The organism is Bacillus sp. HNG, from assembly GCF_003400205.1.
Classification (GTDB): Bacteria; Bacillota; Bacilli; order Bacillales; family Bacillaceae_L; genus Ferdinandcohnia.
In genome coordinates, this window is the sequence record NZ_QUQV01000001.1 from 523442 (window position 1) to 543611 (window position 20170).

The following is a 20170-nucleotide window of genomic DNA, read 5'->3' on the forward strand; positions in this document are numbered from 1 at the left end:
TTATTGTGACTGTTTCTAATTACATAATACGTTCTTCTTATAAAGAATTGACGGTTGGCAAGCCATTTTTTCAGTTTACAGTTATATTAACGTAATATTTCAGGAAGGTATTTAAACCGCAAAAAAATGCCATGAACCTTAAGATTCATGGCATTTTTCCTAGATTAGTTTTCGTAATTTTCTTTTACAACAGATGCACAGCGTGTGCAAAGTGTTGGGTGATCTTGGTCTTCACCAACAGTTGGTGTTACGACCCAACAGCGATCACATGTTTCACCTTCTGCTACACCTACAACGATTTTTACTTGTTCAAAAACTTGTGCATTTTCCGGCGCATCCTCAAAAGTTCCACCAATTTCAAAGCCTGATACGATGAACAATTGCTTTAAGTTTTCTTCAACAGAATCTAAAAGAGCTTTTGTTTCGTTATTTGGATATAATGTGATGCTAGCAGCTAACGATTTTCCGATTACTTTTTCATTTCTTGCCGTTTCTAGTGCTTTAAGAACATCATCACGTAGCTCCATGAATGAATCCCATTTTGCCTCTACTTGATCAGCATTTGGAATTTCAACTGAATTAGGCATATCAACTAATTGAACACTTTCTTCTTTAACAGAATCGATATGAGACCATACCTCGTCTGCTGTATGTGGAAGAATTGGTGTTACAAGCTTAGTTAAACTTAATAATGCCTCATATAAAACAGTTTGAATCGAACGACGATCATGCTGATTAGCTGGTTCGATATATAAAATATCCTTCGCAAAATCTAGATAGAAGGAGCTTAACTCGATTGTACAGAAATTATGAACAGAGTGGTAAACACCTGCAAATTCATAATTTTCATAAGATGCTTTTACCTTATCAATTAATTTATTTAATTTAACAAGGATATAACGATCTACTTCACGTAATTCATTTACTGGAACTACATCTGTTTCTGGATTAAAGTCACTTAAGTTACCAAGTAAGAATCGGAATGTATTTCTGATTTTACGGTACACCTCAGCGACCTGTTTTAAGATTGCATCGGATACACGAACGTCTGCTTGATAATCTACAGAAGCTACCCAAAGACGTAAAATATCTGCTCCCAGCTGTTTCATAACCTTCTCAGGAACAACAACATTACCGAGTGACTTACTCATCTTACGACCTTCGCCATCTAGTGCAAAACCATGGCTTAGTACGCCTTTATATGGCGCTTTTCCAGTTACCGCTACTGCCGTTGATAATGATGAGTTAAACCAGCCACGATATTGGTCTGAACCTTCTAAATATAGGTCTGCTGGACGTTGTAAGTCGTCTCTTTCTAATAAAACTGCTTGGTGAGAAGAACCAGAATCAAACCATACATCCATAATATCTACTTCTTTTGTAAAATGGCCATTTGGACTTGATTCATGTGTGAATCCTTCAGGCAATAAATCTTTTGCTTCACGTTCAAACCAAACGTTTGACCCATATTCTCTAAATAACTCAGATACATGGTTAATGGTTTCATCTGTGATGATTGGTTCACCATTTTCACCATAAAAGACCGGAATTGGAACACCCCATGCACGTTGACGTGAAATACACCAATCTCCTCTGTCACGAACCATATTATAAAGTCGTGTTTCACCCCATGCTGGAACCCATTTTGTTTCTTTAACAGCTTCCATTAACTCATTTCTAAAATCCTTGATTGACGCAAACCATTGAGCTGTTGCTCTAAAGATGGTTGGTTTCTTAGTTCTCCAATCATGTGGATAGGAGTGAGTGATGAAGGTAAGCTTTAAAAGTGCTCCAACTTCATTTAATTTTTCTGTAATAGGTTTATTAGCCTCATCATAGAATAAGCCTTCAAAGCCTTCTGCTTCCGCTGTCATATATCCTTTTTCATCAACTGGACAAAGAACGCCGATACCGTATTTTTGACCTACAATAAAGTCGTCTTCCCCATGTCCTGGTGCTGTATGAACACAACCCGTACCTGCATCCGTTGTAACGTGTTCACCAAGCATTACTAATGAGTCACGTCCATAGATTGGATGAGCTGCAACAACATGTTCTAATTCGCGACCTTTCAGAGTTTTCACTACTGAAACATCTTCCCAGCCGATTTCTTTTGTTACCGATTTTAAAAGTGCTGATGCAACCACATATTTTTCATTGTTAACAAGTACCACACTATATTCAAGATCAGGGTGTACGCTAATTCCGAGGTTAGCAGGAATTGTCCAAGGTGTTGTTGTCCAGATGATAATTTTTTCGTCACCCTCTAATACACCTTTGCCATCCTTAACAGGGAATGCAACATAGATAGACGGTGAACGCTTATCTTGATATTCAATTTCGGCTTCTGCAAGTGCTGACTCACTTGACGGAGACCAATAAACAGGTTTAAGTCCTTTGTAGATATAGCCTTTTTTAGCCATCTCTCCAAATACTTTGATTTGTTGTGCTTCATATTCTGGTTTTAATGTGATATATGGGTTCTCCCAGTCACCACGTACACCAAGACGTTTAAATTGCTCTCTTTGGTTATTGATTTGCTCATATGCATATTCCTCACATAGCTTACGGAATTCTGCAACACTCATCGCCTTACGGTTAACCTTTTTATTCTTTGTAAGAGCTGTTTCAATTGGCAGTCCGTGCGTATCCCAACCTGGCACATATGGTGCACAATAGCCATTCATTGATTTAAAACGAACAATCATATCCTTGATAATTTTATTTAGGGCATGCCCCATATGAATATCACCATTGGCATATGGTGGTCCATCATGTAGGACGAATAATGGACGCCCCTTTGTACGTTCTTGAACCTTTTGATAAATATTCATATTTTCCCATTGTTCTTGAATTTGTGGTTCCCGGTTTGGGAGATTTCCACGCATCGGAAAATCCGTTTTTGGCATTAATAACGTATCTTTGTATTCCATTTCATTTCCTCCTAATAATCGTTCCAACTTTGTTGCAGCTTGTTACAGTATGCGACTAATGTTTATCATTTAATACAAAAAGACCTTCTCATCCCAAAAAGGGACGAGAAGGTCTCTCGCGGTACCACCCTTATAGACGAAGATTTCTTATTCGTCCACTCGACATTCGTAACGTGAATGATTCGCGAAATGCTTACTTAGAAATGATAAAAGGACAGCCTTAAACCATTTTTATGTGTTCAGCACCGAACTCCGAGGTGATCTTCATTCTTAACGCTTATATCAGGCTTCCACCATCCCTGACTCGCTTGCAAAATTGATAAGACGATATAAGAACTACTGTCCCCATCATAGCTGCTCTAAATATTTAAGTTTAATTAGTTGTTTTAAAATTATATGCGTATTAAACAGAAGAGTCAAGTATAGAAGTTAGTTTTCTTCTGATTCTGCAAAAACGGGTTCAACATTGTATTCCATGAGATGATCCCAATCATCATTATTAAGCATGTCTAGTTGTGCTTCAATTAACATTTTAAATCTGTTTCTAAATACTTTTGATTGTTTCTTCAATTCTTCGATTTCAATTGATATCTTTCTAGATTTAGATAAGGATTCATTAATAATTCGATCCGCATTTTTCTCTGCCTCTTTAATAATAAGCTTTGCTTCTTTTGAAGCATTGCGTTTCACTTCTTCTGCTGTTTCTTGAGCAATTAAAATCGATTTATTTAATGTTTCTTCGATATTTGTAAAATGTCCTAGTTTTTCGTTTAGCTCTGAAAGCTTTGATTCAAGTTCTTTTTTCTCACGTATAACCATTTCATAATCTTTAATGACCTGATCGAGAAACTCATTTACTTCGTCCTCATCATAGCCGCGAAAACCTTTATTAAATTCCTTATTATGAATATCTAATGGCGTTAAAGGCACGAATGCCACCTCCAAAAATTAATAAATTATTAAAATTAGAAATCATTACCTATATGTATGATACTTTACATTTCGACAAAAAAGAAGAAAATCCTGCACTCTTTTCAATTATTTTTGTCTACCAACAATAATTCTCCATTTTTCCTTTTTCGTTTTCCCTTCAATTGAATGAAGTTTACTTCTTCCAAACCCACGAACAGAGAGAACATCCGTTTCTTTACATTCAAATGAAGTTTGCTCGATTTTTTTCCAATTTACCTTTACAAGTCCATTCTCAATTAAGACTTGAACCTTTTGACGGGACAAATTTAAAATGGATGATAGTACCACATCTAACCGTAAAGAAGAAACAGTGACGGTTTGCTCTGTCCATTCTTCATTTACCTCAAGTAAATCAGTCGACATTATTTCTGAAAGTGAAATGGTTGCTTTTCCGACAGCAGTTAAATTCATTCGAACGTAGTCTGCAATCTCTTTTGATAGCACAATTTGAATCCGCTCACCTTGTGTCAAAATATCGCCAAATTTGGCTCGTTTTAAACCAAGAGACATTAATGAACCGAGTACTTTGCGATGATCAACTGTAACAAATTTAACTGGATACTTCACCTCAAAAAAGGCAAGATTATAATCTTCTTCATTTGGCTCGAAATAAGTGGGATACAATAAGGCTCGTTTTCGTTCAAACCCTTCTTTTCCACCAAAAAAACCAACAAGGATTTCTCCATTTGTTCCAATCACTTGTTTTACGATTTCTTGTTCACGTGGATCAAGAAAATCGGTTAACTTTGGACTATACTGGTTCTCTACAGTCTGCTTCCATTCTAAAACTTGATCAATGAATGCATGCTCTTCTTTTCGAAAATGTTGATATAAATTCATTTGTCTAGTACCTCAGATTGAAATAAGAAAGGGACCTAACATATGAGGTCCTTTTTATCAAATGCGCCTTGGCGTATTTGCGCCCGATTTTTTTAGGCCCACACGAGGTGGGTCACAAAGACGTTGCCACAGGAAGTGGCGTTCTTAGTCCTTGATCTTACGCTCGAAAAATTTCCTTTAAAAAATCGTGGCATCCGCCGGAGGCTTTAACTTTATTCAGCCGAGTTAGAACCCAACTAAAGTTTATGCAATTTTGCTTAGATTCCCTCTTATAAAAGTCGGGAAGTCTACTGAATAAAGTTAAAACATGAATTGTAGAGCATCAATTCCTCTACCAGCAAAATTAAGAACTAAGATTGCGACGATTGGAGAAATATCAATCATCCCTAATGGCGGAATAAATCTGCGGAAAGGTTCTAGATAAGGTTCACAAATTCTTGCTAAAAATTGACCTATTCCTGATTCACGTGCATTTGGAAACCACGACATTAATATATAAATGATAAGTGCATACGAATAAAGTACGATCACATTACCTATAATTCCGAAAATAATACTCATTTTCGACTACCACCCCTTTTCAGTGTATTCTTCGTTAGAAACAATCTCAGAGATATTTCCAGAGACATCAATATTGTCAGGAGTACATAAGAATATATTTGAACCTATGCGTTGAATATCTCCACCGATTGCATATACAGTTCCACTTAAAAAGTCAACAATTCGCTTAGCCTGATCATGTTGAACTCGTTGCAGGTTAACAACCACTGCTCGTCTGTTTTTTAAATGATCTGCAATTTCCTGTGCCTCTGCATACACGCGAGGTTCGAATAAAATAACCTTTGATGATTTTTGAACACTTTGCAAGCTTACCACATTTTGCTTTGCAGCAGATCTTGTAGGCTTTGTAGGTTCTACTTCCTCTTCAAAATATTCTTCCTCATCATAATCATATTCATCTTCTAATGCAAAAAAACTTTTAAATTTTGACTTTAAGCTCATTTCTAACACCTCTCTTTTTTAGAATTCTTTACCAACTAGCGAAGTCCCTATTCGAATGAAGGTAGCCCCTTCTTCTATTGCGATATCGTAATCATTAGACATTCCCATAGATAACTCTGTACATGGTGCATATGAGAATCCCAGGGCTTGTACATCGTCTCTTAGCTTTCGTAGTCTTATGAAGCATTCACGGATGATGTTCTTGTCTTCAGTAAATGGAGCCATTGTCATTAATCCAACAATCTTAATCGAAGGGAATTTTCCTAATTCCTTTATGAAAGGCTCAAGTTGTTCCGGTGTCATTCCATGTTTGGATTCTTCTCCAGAAACATTTACTTGTACAAAACATTTTATTTTTCCACTTGCCCGTTTATGTATTTCCTCAGCTAAAGTAATGCGGTCAAGCGAGTGAATGTAGTCCACTTTATCAATAATGTTTTTTACCTTTCTTGTTTGAAGTGAACCGATGAAATGCCAAGTCGGCTCATCTCCAATTTCCTCTCGTTTCTTTATCAGACCATCGTCACGGTTTTCTCCAATATGATGAACTCCTGCCTCTATCGCTTCTTTGGCAGTTTCGACACTCACATATTTGGTAACAGCAATGATCGAAACATCATCAGCAGAACGGTTTGCCCGCGTGCATGCCTGTTCTATCTTTTCTTGTATCTTTAAAAGATTTTCTTTCACACTCATATAAAATTTAGTCCTCCTTTAACCCAATAAAACTCATCATTCTACCCGTTTTCCCGTTATCCCTACGATGCGAAAAGAAAAGATGATTCTCACAAGATGTACAATACGAGGAAACTTGTATATTTTCAGGAGGGATTCCTGCTCTAACCAGCAGTTGATAATTCAGCTCTTTTAGCTCCAATCGATACTGATTATCACCTATTTTCTCAAATGGCTTTGAATCTACATTGTCCAAATCTTTGACGAAATTCATAACATAATCATCAACAATATAGCAGCATTTACCAATAGAAGGTCCGATGATAGCTTGGATTTCATTTGGACTAACATCTTCAATTCCCCAAGCCCGAACCATCTCACCTGCAATATCCTGAACAGTTCCCTTCCAGCCCGCATGCGCAATTCCAATCAGTTGTTTTGATGGTGCAAAAAAATAGAGTGGAACACAGTCCGCAAAGCAAAGGGTTAACAGAATATTTTTCTCATCGGTATATAATCCATCAGTATCTTTGATGCCTTCCTCATATGTAAAAACCCCTGCACTGAGATCCTTTTTAGCGACCTTAGCAATTTTATTTTTATGTGTTTGTTCAGAGCATACCCAGGATTCTAGTGGAAAATGAAGAATGTCTGCAAGTTTTTTTCGATTTGAGATAACAGAGTTGGATTTATCATGTACATGCAGCCCTATATTTAAGGATTCAAATTGTTCTTCACTTACTCCTCCATTTTTTGTTGAAAACCCAACAATGAGCCTTTCGGAGTACTTGCTCCAAGCTCGGGCCATTAAAACCTGTTTTGTATCCTCAATAAATGGTTCAAGCTTCATAACAACATCCTTTATACATATTTTCAAACCTATACATGACAGGTTGACAATAGTTTATTTTTTTCGAAAAATGAACCCTTCTCCTGCCTATTTTATCACATCTTAGCAAAAGAAAGGAGAATATGTTAGGAAAAATGTCAAAATTTAGCCGTGTTTATTCAATATTATTTTGTGTTCTAACTAAAATAACATCCTTGCCGACTTTAATTATATTTCTCCAAGGAATCACAACCTCTTCATCACGACCAAATAAACCTAATACTTTTCCATAGCCGCCAATAACAATAGCATCGATTTTACCGGTTGTTAGGTTAATATCGATATCACCTATATTGCCAAGTCTTTTTCCATCCACAACACTCACAACATCCTTTGCCTGAAAATCAGAAATTTTAACCATATCCCCCGCCTCCTTATAGTAACTATATGACTGTCTCAGTAAGTTTTATGTGATAAAAATAGGGAGAGTAGAAGACGTTAGAATCCCAACGTAAAAAAGACATTCGAATGATACGAATGTCTAGTTATTTTATCTTCTTTGGACGATTACTTGTCCACAAAATGGGGTTACTCCCCATTATTAATTTTGGATATTCTTATTCATTTGTTTAATGGCCGCTTTTTCAAGACGTGAAACTTGGGCTTGAGAGATTCCGATTTCTTCAGCAACCTCCATTTGTGTTTTTCCTTGAAAAAATCGTTTCCGAAGGATTAGTTTCTCACGATCATTTAGTCGTCTCATTCCTTCTTTTAAAGCAATCTCTTCAATCCAATTTGAATCTCGATTTCGCTCATCACTTAATTGGTCCACCACATAAATAGGATCTCCGCCATCATTATAGATTGGTTCAAATAATGATACAGGGTCTTGAATGGCATCGAGTGCAAAGACGATTTCCTCGTGTGGCACTTCTAGGACTTTTGCGATTTCTTCTGCTGTGGGTTCCCTCGAGGTTTCACTCATTAAACGCTCTCTTACCTGCAATGCCTTATAGGCAATATCCCGCAGTGAGCGCGACACCCTGATAGGATTGTTGTCTCGTAAATAGCGCCGAATTTCACCGATAATCATCGGAACTGCATAGGTGGAGAATTTTACGTTTTGACTGAGGTCAAAATTATCGATTGATTTCATAAGGCCGATACAGCCCACTTGAAATAAATCATCTACAAATTCTCCTCTGTTGTTGAAACGTTGAATGACACTGAGGACAAGTCGTAAATTACCATTTACAAGCTTATCGCGGGCTGACAAATCATTCCCACTTTGCATTTGTCTAAATAATTCCCGCATCTCTTCATTTTTTAATACTGGAAGCTTTGAAGTATCAACACCACAAATTTCTACTTTATTTCGAGTCAATTCTTTCCCTCCTAACAGGAGTTGCTGTACAAAGTTAAGTATCTCCGTTAGAGGGAAAAATATGCATTTTGAATTCACACCTATTTCCAAAACAGGTGAAAAAAAACAGAAAAATCAACTACTACAAAGTATAATAAATTTTTTTACACCATTTTATTAAATTCTTTACGTAGACGTTTTATGATTCGCTTTTCCAATCTTGAAATATAGGACTGGGATATTCCAAGCATATCTGCAACGTCTTTTTGTGTCTTCTCCTCACCACCAATTAGTCCGAAACGAAGCTCCATAATTTGTTTCTCACGATCATTAAGCTGATGGAGAGCTTTTATTAATAGTTTGCGATCAACGTTTGCTTCCAGATCCTTGGTAATGATGTCTTCCTCTGTTCCTAGTACATCAGATAGTAATAATTCATTGCCATCCCAATCGATATTTAATGGTTCATCGAATGATACCTCGGACCTAATTTTATTATTACGCCGTAAATACATCAAAATTTCGTTTTCAATACATCTTGAAGCATACGTAGCGAGTTTAATTTTCTTTTCAGGATTAAATGTATTCACTGCTTTAATTAATCCAATTGTTCCGATGCTAATTAAATCCTCAATATTAATTCCGGTATTCTCAAATTTTCGAGCAATGTATACCACAAGTCTTAAATTTCTTTCAATTAAGATTGACCTTGCCGCCTTATCACCACTTGGAAGTTTATTTAATAGGACTTCTTCCTCATCCTTGGATAATGGCGGTGGCAATGCTTCACTCCCGCCAATATAATAGATCTCATCCGTTTTTAAGCCTAATTTTATTAAAAGTTTATACCACCAATATGTAAGTTTTAATTTTAATTTAGCCACAGGTAAGTTCTCCCTTCTAATTTGTAAAAAGTGTGAGTATGATATTTATAGGAATCTAATCGTTCTTTTTCCCCATCATGAAGCTGACTTAATGGAGGATGATATAAGCATTTTCGGATGGACGATACAATCATATTCGCCATCAGTAGACAATGTTGTATGGTTAAATGCAACAAGGCCTTTTTTTACGATATTTTCTTCATTTCCTTGAAAAATCGTTATTTGGTCTGGTTTAATTGCGAGTAAAAATTGGTGCTCTTGTCCAACGCCCCGATATGGAATAAGCCTTACCCTGCTTTCCCATTTATGGGATTCAGTTGAAGTATCATTTGTTAATAACTCGATATTTTTAGACTGTTCGATTATAGATTTAGGAAATAGCTCTTCATATTTCGTCGTATCTAAAATCATAACCGGGCTTTTGGTAATCGGATCAAATAATTGATTTCCACTGTCAACCAAACCTTTTAAGTTCAGGGTAACATCATCTATTTCAAGCTTCACGTCGACAATCTGGTCATAGAAAACTTGTTTCGTTTCGATGTCAGCTATTCTATTTTTAGAAAAATACCATAAGAGAGGAAACCCAATTAATACAAATCCCCAACTAATTGGATTACCAAAACCTCTAGATTGCGTCAGGATTGTACCATCAAATACTTGAACATCAAATTCTAAGAAATAATGGACCCCTATCATTCCACCTCCAATCATGAAAGTAGCAAAATAAAAGGTTAATAGCCCCTGTATAAAATATCGGAATCGTTTATAACCAAAAGCAACTCCTACGATTGCGAATGAAAAGAGTAGTTTAGTAAGAGGATGTGACCCAATTGCCGCAAAAGGAGAAACCACTATCAGGACTACTAAAGATCCGATAAAAGCACCTACTAATATTCGCCTTTTGACAATTTTACGCTTAAGTATTAGCGCTGTTAAAAGTAACAACAAGGCGTCAAAGAAAAAGTTTAATAACCAGATTACATCTAAATAAATGGACAACCTATTTCTCCTTTCACCAATAGTCACTGCTCTTTTTCAAACGCAATTAACGTAAACTAGTTAGCTTAAAAAATAGTATATAGTACATCTTATATGGAGTCTGTCACTTCATGCCGATAATAAAAGAGAAATTTTGAAAGATTAGATCTTATTTTGTCAGTTCGCCTGTGAATGAAGATAGGATGGAATAAAACGAGGGAAATCTGAATAAAAGCGCAAGCGCCTTGTTCAGCCCAGACAAGTCTAAGAAAAGATGGCGAGAAGGATGTATTTTATCCTTCTTGACAGATTGGCTAGACCAGAGAGGGGCTAGGCGCTGAAGCTGGACTTGAATACACCCATAAAATGGAATCAACAACGATAAATTTTATATATGCTTCTAGACCACAAAAAAAAGGCATTCGACAATTTTGTTGTCAAATACCTTTACTTTATATTTAAAGAATCTTGAATGGTCTAGCTCCAGGTGCCATCGGCTCGAGGTCAAAAGCCTATCGCTACTGAAGGCTTAGAGCGCCTTCTGTCAGCGCTGTTCTTTTGCTTGTCGCCGATATACGGGCACCTTGCGCTTTTCTTTTTATCCTCTTCTTTTACGGTTACGTAGGAATGTTGGTACATCGATTTCATCTTCAACATGAACTGCGCCACGTGTATTTACTTCTTGTACTGGCTCCTCACGCTTCACTTCTCTTCTTGGTGCAGCCTGAACCTGTGGTTGTGGTTTAGCACCAAAAGATGGACGAGATGGACGCGTTGGGTCTAGTTCAGTCTCTTTAAAGCCTGTAGCAATCACAGTAACAACAATTTCTTCTTTTAAGTTTTCATTAATAACAGATCCAAAAATCATGTTCACTTCTTGATCTGAAGCTGATGCAACAATATCGGCAGCCTCTTGAACTTCATAAAGACTTAAATTGGTTCCACCAGTGATGTTCATGAGTACACCTTGTGCACCATCAATAGATGTTTCAAGCAATGGACTTGAAATCGCCTTTTTAGCAGCTTCTGCAGCACGGTTTTCACCTGTTGCAACACCGATCCCCATAAGTGCAGAACCTTTATTAGACATAATTGTTTTTACGTCAGCAAAGTCTAGGTTGATTAATCCAGGAACAGCGATTAAATCAGAAATACCTTGTACACCCTGACGTAATACATTATCAGCCTCACGGAAAGCCTCAAGCATAGGTGTATTTTTATCAACAATTTCAAGAAGACGATCATTTGGAATGACGATTAAAGTGTCTACTGATTCTTTCATTGCAGAAATTCCACCAGCTGCTTGTGTTTGACGCTTTCTACCTTCGAAGGTGAACGGTCTTGTTACCACACCTACTGTAAGGGCACCTAAATCTTTTGAAATTTGTGCAATCACAGGTGCAGCACCTGTACCTGTTCCACCGCCCATACCAGCTGTTACGAATACCATATCTGCTCCTTTAAGGGCTTCTTCGATTTGTTCTCTGCTTTCTTCTGCAGCTTTTTTACCAACTTCTGGATTTGCTCCAGCGCCTAATCCACGGGTTAATTTCCCACCGATTTGCATTTTGATTTCCGCTTTTGAAAGATTTAAAGCTTGAGCGTCGGTATTAACTGCGATAAACTCCACACCTTGAACACCGTGTTCAATCATTCGGTTAACCGCGTTATTCCCACCGCCACCTACACCTATTACCTTTATTGTAGCTAATTGATCAACATTTGTATCAAACTCTAACATTATAAGATCCTCCTAATTTGCAAATATACTACTCTTGTAACTGTGTGTTATTCAAAGAAGAGACCAAAAAACCTTTTAACCTTATTCCCAATATTTTGTTCTTCTTTTGAGTTTTTAGGGTGACTTTTCGCTTGAGGCTGTCTTGACGGTCTTTTCTCTGTATTTTCCACTTGAACCGTCGTACTAATTTTTCTCCCTTGAACTCTTGCTTGTTCATAAGCGAACTGCAATAGACCTACACCTGTTGAATATTGAGGTTCTCTAACTCCAATATAGTCAGGCTTTGCAATTCTAACATTGCTACGTAATACAAGTTGAGATAGCTCTAATACTCCAGGCATATTTACTACTCCACCTGTAAGAACAAAGCCACCAGGAAGATCTCCTACACCCATTTTCTTAATTTCCTTTTGAACTAATAGTAAAATTTCTTCTAATCTTGCTTCGATGATTTCAGAAATTTGTAATTGGGTAAACTGTTCTTGTTGATCACTGCCGATAATAGAAACATTGAATACTTCTTCATCAGAAGCATCATCATAGAAGGCATGTCCATGTTTAATTTTAATTTTCTCTGCTTCTTCAGTAGAAGTTCGCAATCCAATTGCTAAATCTTTTGTAATATGGTCTCCACCAATTGGTAGAACACTTGTTGCTTTCAAATAACCATGATTGAAAAGAGCAACGGTCGTAGAACCTCCACCAATATCAACGAGAGCAACACCTAGATTTTTTTCGTCATCAGATAATGAGATTGAACCTGATGCAAGAGGTTGTAAAGAAATTGCTGCAATATCAAGTCCTGCTTTTTCTACACAACGAAGCAGGTTATGTAAGATTGTACGTGAAGTTGTAATAATCGTACCTTCCACTTCAAGTCGAACACCTAACATACCACGTGGATCACTAATTTCATCATATCCATCTACGATAAACTGATTAGGAATCATATCGATAATTTCTCTTTCTGGTGGGAGAGAAATAAATTGTGCGGCATCGATTACACGTAGGACATCTTCATTGCTAATTTCACGATTTTGACGAGATTCAGTAGAAACTGCCACAACACCGTGGGCATCCTTTAACTGTACATTAATTGCAGGAACAGATACGACTACCTGATTAATAGAAATGCCTACCATTCTTTCTGCTTGCTCAACTGCCTTTTTAATAGAATGAACGGTTTCATCTATGTCTACAATTGAACCTTTTTTCAAACCTTCTGTTTTAACATTACCCACACCTATTATGTTAAGAGAATCATCAACCATTTCACCGATAATTACCTTAACACTGGATGTACCGATGTCAAGACTAACACATATTTCATTGCTGTTCATTCTGTGGCACCTCCTTTTTTTACATAAACACATTTACATATGATTTCGAACAACAACTGCTATTTTCATATGAATTTACACATATGAAAAATATTCAACAATCATAGGGATTTTCCCTTTATAAAAAATCAATTTTTTTCTATTTTATCACGAGAAAGGCTCCATTTGGATAAAATTATTCGTCTGATAACCGCAATATTTTGGAATAACCTTACTCCGAATGCAAAAACGGCTACCAAATACAAGTCTACACCAAGATGTACACCTAGAAAAGCTAAACTTGCTGCTAATAAAATATTAAAAAAGAAACCAGAAACAAAGACGGACTGATCATAAATATTTTGCAGGTGTGCACGGATGCCACCGAATAATGTATCAAGTGCTGCTAATACTGCAATTGATAAATAATTTGAATACTCTGCCGGAATCTTAAATTCCGATAACAGTCCGAGAATGATTCCGACTATTAGACCGAAGATTGGGAGCCACATATCTATGTTCCACCTTTATCACTTTTTATCTGGTTCCATATTAGGCTGCATTTCTGTAATCCTAATTGGGTCGTCATACGCAGGTATTGTTACGACTTTACTTGGCTTTGAAATTTTCAAGCGCAAATTATCAATGAAAAACTGACGCTCCGCTTCCGATGCTTTTAACTTGTTGTAAAGTCGTTCTGCATCATCGGCAATGACTTTTATTTCAATTGGCAATGGACTAATTGAATATGAATCGATTTTAGGTCTTCCTTGAATTTCCCGAATCACCGTGGTGGCAATTACTCTGTGACCATCAATTGAAATCGCCTTTGCTTGATAAGAATTTAATTCATTTATCAACCACCTTAACAAGCTAGGGGTGATGGTTGTTGCTTGTTTTCCAACTTCATTGAACGACTGCTCAACAGTTATCGTGATTCCTGGACCCGAAACTTCTGTTAGTCCAGCCTCTTTCTTTAACTCATCAAGGGTATCCTGTAAAATCGTTATTTTACTATCATCACGTTGACTTTCGTACTGCTCTACCTTCGCCTCATATGTATAAATTTTTGTCAAAAGCTCCGTATATAATTCTTGGGATTGCTTTAAATCCTCTCGTAATTCCCATAAATCACGGGTATCACGCACTTCAGGTTCTTTAATGGTTTGAAATTGGACAGCAACCATAAACCCTATTATACACGTAATGACCGTGAAGCTAATGCCTGTTTTTTTGTCCAATAAAACCACCTATTTCGCGTTAATTAATGGATCCATTTCAATTTGTGCCTTGTTCTCGATTTTCACGACAATATTATCCTGTATCAATTGGTCAGTGATTCCTCCATTCATATTTAAGGCAGGCACCAGTACATTTGGGTCACCGATTGCTGAAATTACAAATGGAGCAGGAAAAGGTGCACCATCGACGACAACAACAGGTCCGTTACAGTAAATATAAGAATCATGACTAAGTCGTTTACCATTAACAGAAACAGCTTGGGCACCAGATACGTAAAGTTCATTAATAACCTTGAATAAATGACTCTCATGAACTAAATAATTGTTCACGTCTTGTCCCGACGGAACGTAAGAGGCATCTTCAAGCGTAACGACAACTCCTGGACCTTTTACACCAATCTCACCTACAACCATACGGTACTTTTCTACTTCCTCGACGAGATTGAAATAAATCTGTTCTTGTTCTTCTTTTGCGAGCTCTTCTTCTATTGCTTGAATTTGATTTTGCTTTTCAATCAACTTTAATTGAAGTTCATTATTCTTTTCGTTTTGTTCGTTCAACTCTGTTCGAATTTTAGCTTCTTCATTCCATTGTTGTTCAGTTACCTGATTAGATTCCAATTGTTCCTTTGTAAATTGGTACGAGAATGAAATCATAAAGCCTAGGACTAAGCAAACAAATGAGAGAATAACGTGCTTACCCTTCACCTTCACCTGTTACCATCTCCTCATCTTCATTGGTGTTCTCGTATTCGTATGGAATAAAAGTTGGTACAACATCTAGCTCAATATAACCATTAAGAGAAGGATCCAATTCACTAATGATCGTTGGATAAGCTGTAATATTTTTCGCAAAATTCCTTACCGTTGCTTTTACCTCATACCCATCAATCATATACAATGTCATTTGTAAAGGATCATATTCTGTGGGGGTATGATGAATTTCAGAAATCAGCTTCGAAATGGACGGTTGAACTTTATTAAGTTCCTTTGCGAGCAAAGTTAAGGCTTCATCCTTCCAGTCAACTAAGATGGGTGCATCCACTGGAATTGCCTTTGAACCGAACTCCTCTGGTTTTTCAATAATTTCGCCATTTTCAAGAATTGGATAAAAAGTACTTGACCCACTTATATATCCTACCCTTTTCAATTCGCTAACATTTAACTTAATATGATTTGGTAGTCTTTTTTCAATCGATACTTCCTTAATTTCAGGGTGTTTTTTTATATTTTGGATTACTATATCCTTATCGACTTTCCAAAAGCTTGTCCCAACTTGTAATTTACTTAATTTTAAAATTTGATCGGATGAGATATTTTGGTTGCCTGTAATGGTGATTTCGCCAATTTTACTAAAAGGAGATTGGAAATAAAGTATTCCTGAAAGCAAAAAAAAGAAAAACGTTATATACATAATCAATCGTCGATTAGCCTTTTGTTTTCTCCTTTGCTTAAGCTTTGGAATCCGGTCTTCTATTGTAACAACCTTTTGCTTCGCCAAATAATATTCACCCCGCTCTATGAAAGCCACTAAAAATACAAACGTATGTATGTTTAAACAGTCATTATTCCAGTCATAAAAAAATGCGTAGAACGAAAGAATAAACGGCATGTATACATGCCGTTTATTCACCAGTACAGTAACACATACATGTTATTGTATTATATCATATTTTCCTAAGAAATGGGTGTAGAAACTGTCTAGCTTCGACCAATTATTTCAACTTCCGTTTCCATTCGCACACCATGTAAAGTATAGATTTTCTCTTTTACAAATTCAATTAGGTCTAGAACATCCTGAGCTTTTGCATTACCAGCATTGACAATAAAATTCCCATGCATTTCAGAAATTTTGGCCCCACCGATAGAATGACCTTTCAAGCCTGATTTTTCAACTAATTGTCCAGCATAATTTGGAAGTGGATTGCGGAAAATGCTTCCGGCGCATGGAAGATCCCATGGTTGCGTATCTCTTCGATACTCTTTATTTTTCTTCATAACAGCCGAGATTTCTGCTTTATCCCCTTCTGTTAATTGAAATGTAGCTTCAACCACAATCCCTGGTCGCTTTTTTTGAAGAATGGAGGTGCGGTATGAATATTCCATTTCCTCATTTGATAGCCATTCAAAGGTACCATCGTGAAATAATATATGAGCCTTTGTTAAAACTTTAGATACATCAGAACCATGTGCCCCTGCATTCATATAAACAGCTCCACCGATCGAACCAGGGATCCCGCTTGAAAACTCAAGTCCCGATAATCCTTTTCTTGCAATTTGTACAGCCAGACTTACAATTGAATATCCAGCACCAACAGTAAGTGTGGTACCATCAAGTTCCATATGGTTAAGGCCATTGCCTATTTTAATGACAGCACCCTCAATCCCATTATCAGATACGAGGAGATTTGATCCCCTACCGATTGCTCGCCACTTGATACCATGCTTTTTAATAATTTCAAGCGTCTTTTTTAATGATTCAACACTATCGGGTTCGATGAATAAATCAGCCGGACCACCTATCTTAATTGTTGTATGCTTTGATAAAGGTTCATTCACTAAAACCTTGCCGACACTTGCCTCTTGAAGTTCCTTTACAATATTGTCCATATTAACCTCCTTTATCAGCATTTCACTTGGAACAAAACATAATGTAGTATATGCTCCACGTGTGCTTCATGGTACATTTGCCTATTATAGAAAAGCGTAATGCACCCAAAGCTAGAAACTAACTAGCTATAGAATTTTTACTCGTGAACAAAGACGTCTTTTCTATATTAATTCCTTCATTACATTGTACAACCGTCTTGCGGCATCTGGTATACCTATTTGAGAGGAAGCTTTTTTCATTTCCTCTAGTTTGATTTGATTTAAAAGAATTGAGTCAATGTCCTTAATAAGCTGAGGGCCTGTTAAATCCTTTTCAAGTCGTAAAATCGCGGCCCCTTTATCACTTAATGATCTCGCATTTTTCTCTTGGTGGTTGTTTGTCACATATGGACTTGGCACCAAAATACTTGGCAGACCTAGAGCAGTTAACTCAGCCAATGTTGTCGCACCTGCGCGGGCAACAACAAGGTCTACACCCGCTAAAACCTCTGGCATATTGTGAATAAACGGCTTAATGATGACATTGTCAGGATTTCCAACTGCTTCTACCTGATTAATTACATTTTCATAATGAACCTCACCAGTTACATAGAGGAATTGATAGTCCTTTTCTTTCACATCAGATAAAGCATGTAAAAAAGCATCATTTAACGGTCTCGCTCCTCTACTTCCTCCCACTAATAAAACGGACTTTTGGGAGCCGTTGAGACCAACAGATTCTCTGCCAGCTTGCCCATCCTTACCAATGACTTCAGAAGCCCGTGGATTTCCTGTCAGAACGACCTTTTCCTTAGGAAAGAAGTCTCCAGCTTCTTCAAAGCATATTGCCACTTTATCAACATAGCGGCTTAAAAATTTATTGGTGAGCCCTGGCATACTATTTTGTTCATGAATAATTGTTGGGATATGTAATTTTGATGCTGCATATACAACGGGGCCACAAACGTAACCGCCTGTACCAATTACCACATCTGGTTTGAAATCCTTAATTATTTTTTTGCTGTCATTTACTCCTTTTAAAAAACGAGCGACCGTTTTAATGTTATCAAAGGACAGCTTTCGTTTAAACCCTGTGATATGAATCGTTTTAAAAGGGATCCCCTCACGAACCACAATTCCACTTTCTAACCCTTTTTCAGTACCGATATATAGAAACTCAGCTGACGGGTTTAGCTTTTTTATTTCTTTAATTAAGGCAAGTGCAGGATAAATATGACCTCCTGTACCTCCACCACTCACTACTATCTTCAAGGTTCATTTCCTCCCGTTTGGAAGTTTAATTAATCAAATGCGCCTTGGCGTATTTGCGCCCGATTTTTAGGCCCACAGGAAGTGGGTTATAAAGACGTTGCCACAGGAAGTGGCGTTTTTAGTCTTTGATCTTACCGCTCGAAAAAGTTCATTTAAAAAATCGTGGCATCCGCCGGAGGCATTAACTTAATTTAGTCGGGGTTTGCATCCGACTGAATTACGTTAAAAGTAGTTTAACCCTGTTTATGTAAACAGGGTTAAACCATTTTATAGTATAACATATATTCATGTGTTTTTGGGTTAATACCTTGAATACCTGCTAATATTTAAAAGGACACCGACTGCCATGAGCATTAAGGTTAAGGACGAACCCCCGTAGCTTAAGAATGGAAGTGTAATTCCAGTTACCGGCATTAAACCTGTAACAACTCCGATATTAATAATAACCTGGATCGCAATCATTCCAATAATTCCAATCCCCAGAAAGCTTCCATATAAATCAGGTGCACCTAAAGCAATTCGTACGCCTCTCCATAGTAGAATACTAAATAATATGATGACAAACGAACCACCGATAAAACCCAATTCTTCGGCTAAGATAGCAAAGATAAAGTCAGTTTGTGGTTCTGGTAAATAAAAGAACTTCTGCCTACTTTGTCCTAGACCTAAACCGAATAAACCACCCGGACCAATTGCGTAAAGGGATTGAATAATTTGAAACCCCGTTCCCAACGGATCTTCCCACGGATCTAAAAAGGAGGTGATTCGTTTAATTCGGTATGGGGCTGATAAAATTAAGGCGACAAACCCTACCACACCGATTAGACCCAAACCAACAAAGTGGGAGATTCTTGCTCCTGCTACGTAAATCATAACAATACATGTACCTACCATTACCGTTCCCGTCCCTAAATCGGGCTGCAACATTATCATTGCAAATGCTAGAAAAACAAGAGACAGTGAGGGCATTAAACCTTTTTTGAAGGATGTAATTTTCTTTTGATTTTCAGATAGGAATTTGGCCAAAAACGCAATCATCGCTAATTTCATAAATTCTGAAGGCTGGATGGAAAATGCACCGATTCCGATCCAACTTTGTGAACCATTACGTTCCATTCCGATTCCAGGAATTAATACAGCTACCAATAATACAAAACAAATGATGATTAGGACTTTTGCCCACGTCCTCCATGTCCAATAATCTACAGTCATAATGAAAAACATTGCTATGACTCCAACACTCGCAAACAGGAGTTGTCTTTTAGCGAAGAAAAATGAATCATCGAATTTATATGTAGCCCATACCGCACTGGCACTGTATACCATGATCAATCCAACTGCTAAAAGTGTAAGAGTAGTAATAATTAAGATAATATCCGGAGTCGTTCTTTGGGTCACAATCAAAACACCTCTACATTCTAGATTCAGAGCAAGGAAAAAGCGCAAGCGCCTTGATTAGCCCCGACAAGCATAAGACGAATCACGCAGGAAATCCTGATTTCTGTAGTGATTTGGCTTATGACCTCGAG

General features: G+C 37.2%; 20 protein-coding genes and 1 other annotated feature. All 20 genes read right to left on the reverse strand.

The genetic code is table 11. From position 1 onward, the window contains the following. Positions 1-164 precede the first annotated feature (164 nt). The 20 genes from ileS to spoVE all read right to left on the reverse strand — a co-directional run bounded on the left by ileS (position 165) and on the right by spoVE (position 20042). Positions 165-2933, reverse strand: a complete 2769-nt coding sequence (gene ileS, locus DZB84_RS02440) for an isoleucine--tRNA ligase (protein ID WP_116350650.1) — start codon at positions 2931-2933, stop codon at positions 165-167. Positions 2934-3029: 96 nt separating this feature from the next. Beyond that, positions 3030-3294 (reverse strand) — a binding site (T-box leader). Positions 3295-3362: 68 nt separating this feature from the next. Beyond that, positions 3363-3863: a DivIVA domain-containing protein gene (locus DZB84_RS02445; protein ID WP_116350651.1), complete on the reverse strand. Its 501-nt coding sequence runs from the start codon at positions 3861-3863 to the stop codon at positions 3363-3365. A 108-nt stretch (positions 3864-3971) separates the two neighbouring features. Then, positions 3972-4745 carry a YlmH family RNA-binding protein gene (locus DZB84_RS02450; RefSeq protein ID WP_116350652.1) on the reverse strand — a complete coding sequence of 258 codons (774 nt, stop codon included), beginning with the start codon at positions 4743-4745 and terminating at the stop codon, positions 3972-3974. A gap of 300 nt (positions 4746-5045) precedes the next feature. Then, complete coding sequence (locus DZB84_RS02455) at positions 5046-5306, reverse strand: YggT family protein (protein WP_116350653.1); 261 nt, start codon at positions 5304-5306, stop codon at positions 5046-5048. 6 nt (positions 5307-5312) lie between these two features. Next, on the reverse strand, positions 5313-5747 hold the full coding sequence (locus DZB84_RS02460) for a cell division protein SepF (RefSeq protein ID WP_116350654.1): 435 nt from the start codon (positions 5745-5747) through the stop codon (positions 5313-5315). Between the two features lie 18 nt (positions 5748-5765). After that, positions 5766-6443, reverse strand: a complete 678-nt coding sequence (locus DZB84_RS02465) for a YggS family pyridoxal phosphate-dependent enzyme (RefSeq protein ID WP_116350655.1) — start codon at positions 6441-6443, stop codon at positions 5766-5768. A 7-nt stretch (positions 6444-6450) separates the two neighbouring features. Beyond that, positions 6451-7272 carry a peptidoglycan editing factor PgeF gene (gene pgeF / locus DZB84_RS02470; RefSeq protein ID WP_116350656.1) on the reverse strand — a complete coding sequence of 274 codons (822 nt, stop codon included), beginning with the start codon at positions 7270-7272 and terminating at the stop codon, positions 6451-6453. A gap of 154 nt (positions 7273-7426) precedes the next feature. Continuing rightward, positions 7427-7672 carry a YlmC/YmxH family sporulation protein gene (locus DZB84_RS02475; RefSeq protein WP_116350657.1) on the reverse strand — a complete coding sequence of 82 codons (246 nt, stop codon included), beginning with the start codon at positions 7670-7672 and terminating at the stop codon, positions 7427-7429. A gap of 180 nt (positions 7673-7852) precedes the next feature. After that, a complete protein-coding gene (gene sigG / locus DZB84_RS02480; RefSeq protein ID WP_116350658.1) occupies positions 7853-8635 on the reverse strand; it encodes an RNA polymerase sporulation sigma factor SigG in 783 nt (260 codons plus the stop codon). A 143-nt stretch (positions 8636-8778) separates the two neighbouring features. Next, the gene (gene sigE, locus DZB84_RS02485) at positions 8779-9498 is read right to left on the reverse strand and encodes an RNA polymerase sporulation sigma factor SigE (RefSeq protein ID WP_116350659.1); all 720 of its coding nucleotides are present in this window, start codon (positions 9496-9498) and stop codon (positions 8779-8781) included. Between the two features lie 75 nt (positions 9499-9573). Further along, positions 9574-10500, reverse strand: coding sequence for a sigma-E processing peptidase SpoIIGA (gene spoIIGA, locus DZB84_RS02490; RefSeq protein WP_116350660.1), 927 nt, complete (start codon positions 10498-10500; stop codon positions 9574-9576). Positions 10501-11077: 577 nt separating this feature from the next. Further along, positions 11078-12220, reverse strand: coding sequence for a cell division protein FtsZ (gene ftsZ / locus DZB84_RS02495; RefSeq protein WP_116350661.1), 1143 nt, complete (start codon positions 12218-12220; stop codon positions 11078-11080). A 47-nt stretch (positions 12221-12267) separates the two neighbouring features. Further along, the gene (gene ftsA, locus DZB84_RS02500) at positions 12268-13560 is read right to left on the reverse strand and encodes a cell division protein FtsA (RefSeq protein WP_116350662.1); all 1293 of its coding nucleotides are present in this window, start codon (positions 13558-13560) and stop codon (positions 12268-12270) included. 128 nt (positions 13561-13688) lie between these two features. Beyond that, complete coding sequence (locus tag DZB84_RS02505; RefSeq protein ID WP_010282644.1) at positions 13689-14051, reverse strand: small basic family protein; 363 nt, start codon at positions 14049-14051, stop codon at positions 13689-13691. Positions 14052-14069: 18 nt separating this feature from the next. Next, positions 14070-14780 carry a DUF881 domain-containing protein gene (locus tag DZB84_RS02510; protein ID WP_116350663.1) on the reverse strand — a complete coding sequence of 237 codons (711 nt, stop codon included), beginning with the start codon at positions 14778-14780 and terminating at the stop codon, positions 14070-14072. A gap of 9 nt (positions 14781-14789) precedes the next feature. Then, positions 14790-15488, reverse strand: a complete 699-nt coding sequence (locus tag DZB84_RS02515) for a DUF881 domain-containing protein (protein ID WP_189655129.1) — start codon at positions 15486-15488, stop codon at positions 14790-14792. Then, positions 15478-16281, reverse strand: coding sequence for a cell division protein FtsQ/DivIB (locus tag DZB84_RS02520; RefSeq protein ID WP_116350664.1), 804 nt, complete (start codon positions 16279-16281; stop codon positions 15478-15480). Before DZB84_RS02520 ends, DZB84_RS02515 begins: the two co-directional genes overlap by 11 nt. A 200-nt stretch (positions 16282-16481) precedes the next feature. Further along, positions 16482-17390: a UDP-N-acetylmuramate dehydrogenase gene (gene murB, locus DZB84_RS02525; protein WP_116350665.1), complete on the reverse strand. Its 909-nt coding sequence runs from the start codon at positions 17388-17390 to the stop codon at positions 16482-16484. 162 nt (positions 17391-17552) lie between these two features. After that, positions 17553-18641: an undecaprenyldiphospho-muramoylpentapeptide beta-N-acetylglucosaminyltransferase gene (murG, locus tag DZB84_RS02530; protein WP_116350666.1), complete on the reverse strand. Its 1089-nt coding sequence runs from the start codon at positions 18639-18641 to the stop codon at positions 17553-17555. Positions 18642-18941: 300 nt separating this feature from the next. Next, positions 18942-20042 (reverse strand): stage V sporulation protein E, encoded by a 1101-nt coding sequence (spoVE, locus tag DZB84_RS02535; protein WP_116350861.1) that lies wholly within the window; start codon positions 20040-20042, stop codon positions 18942-18944. Positions 20043-20170: the final 128 nt, after the last annotated feature.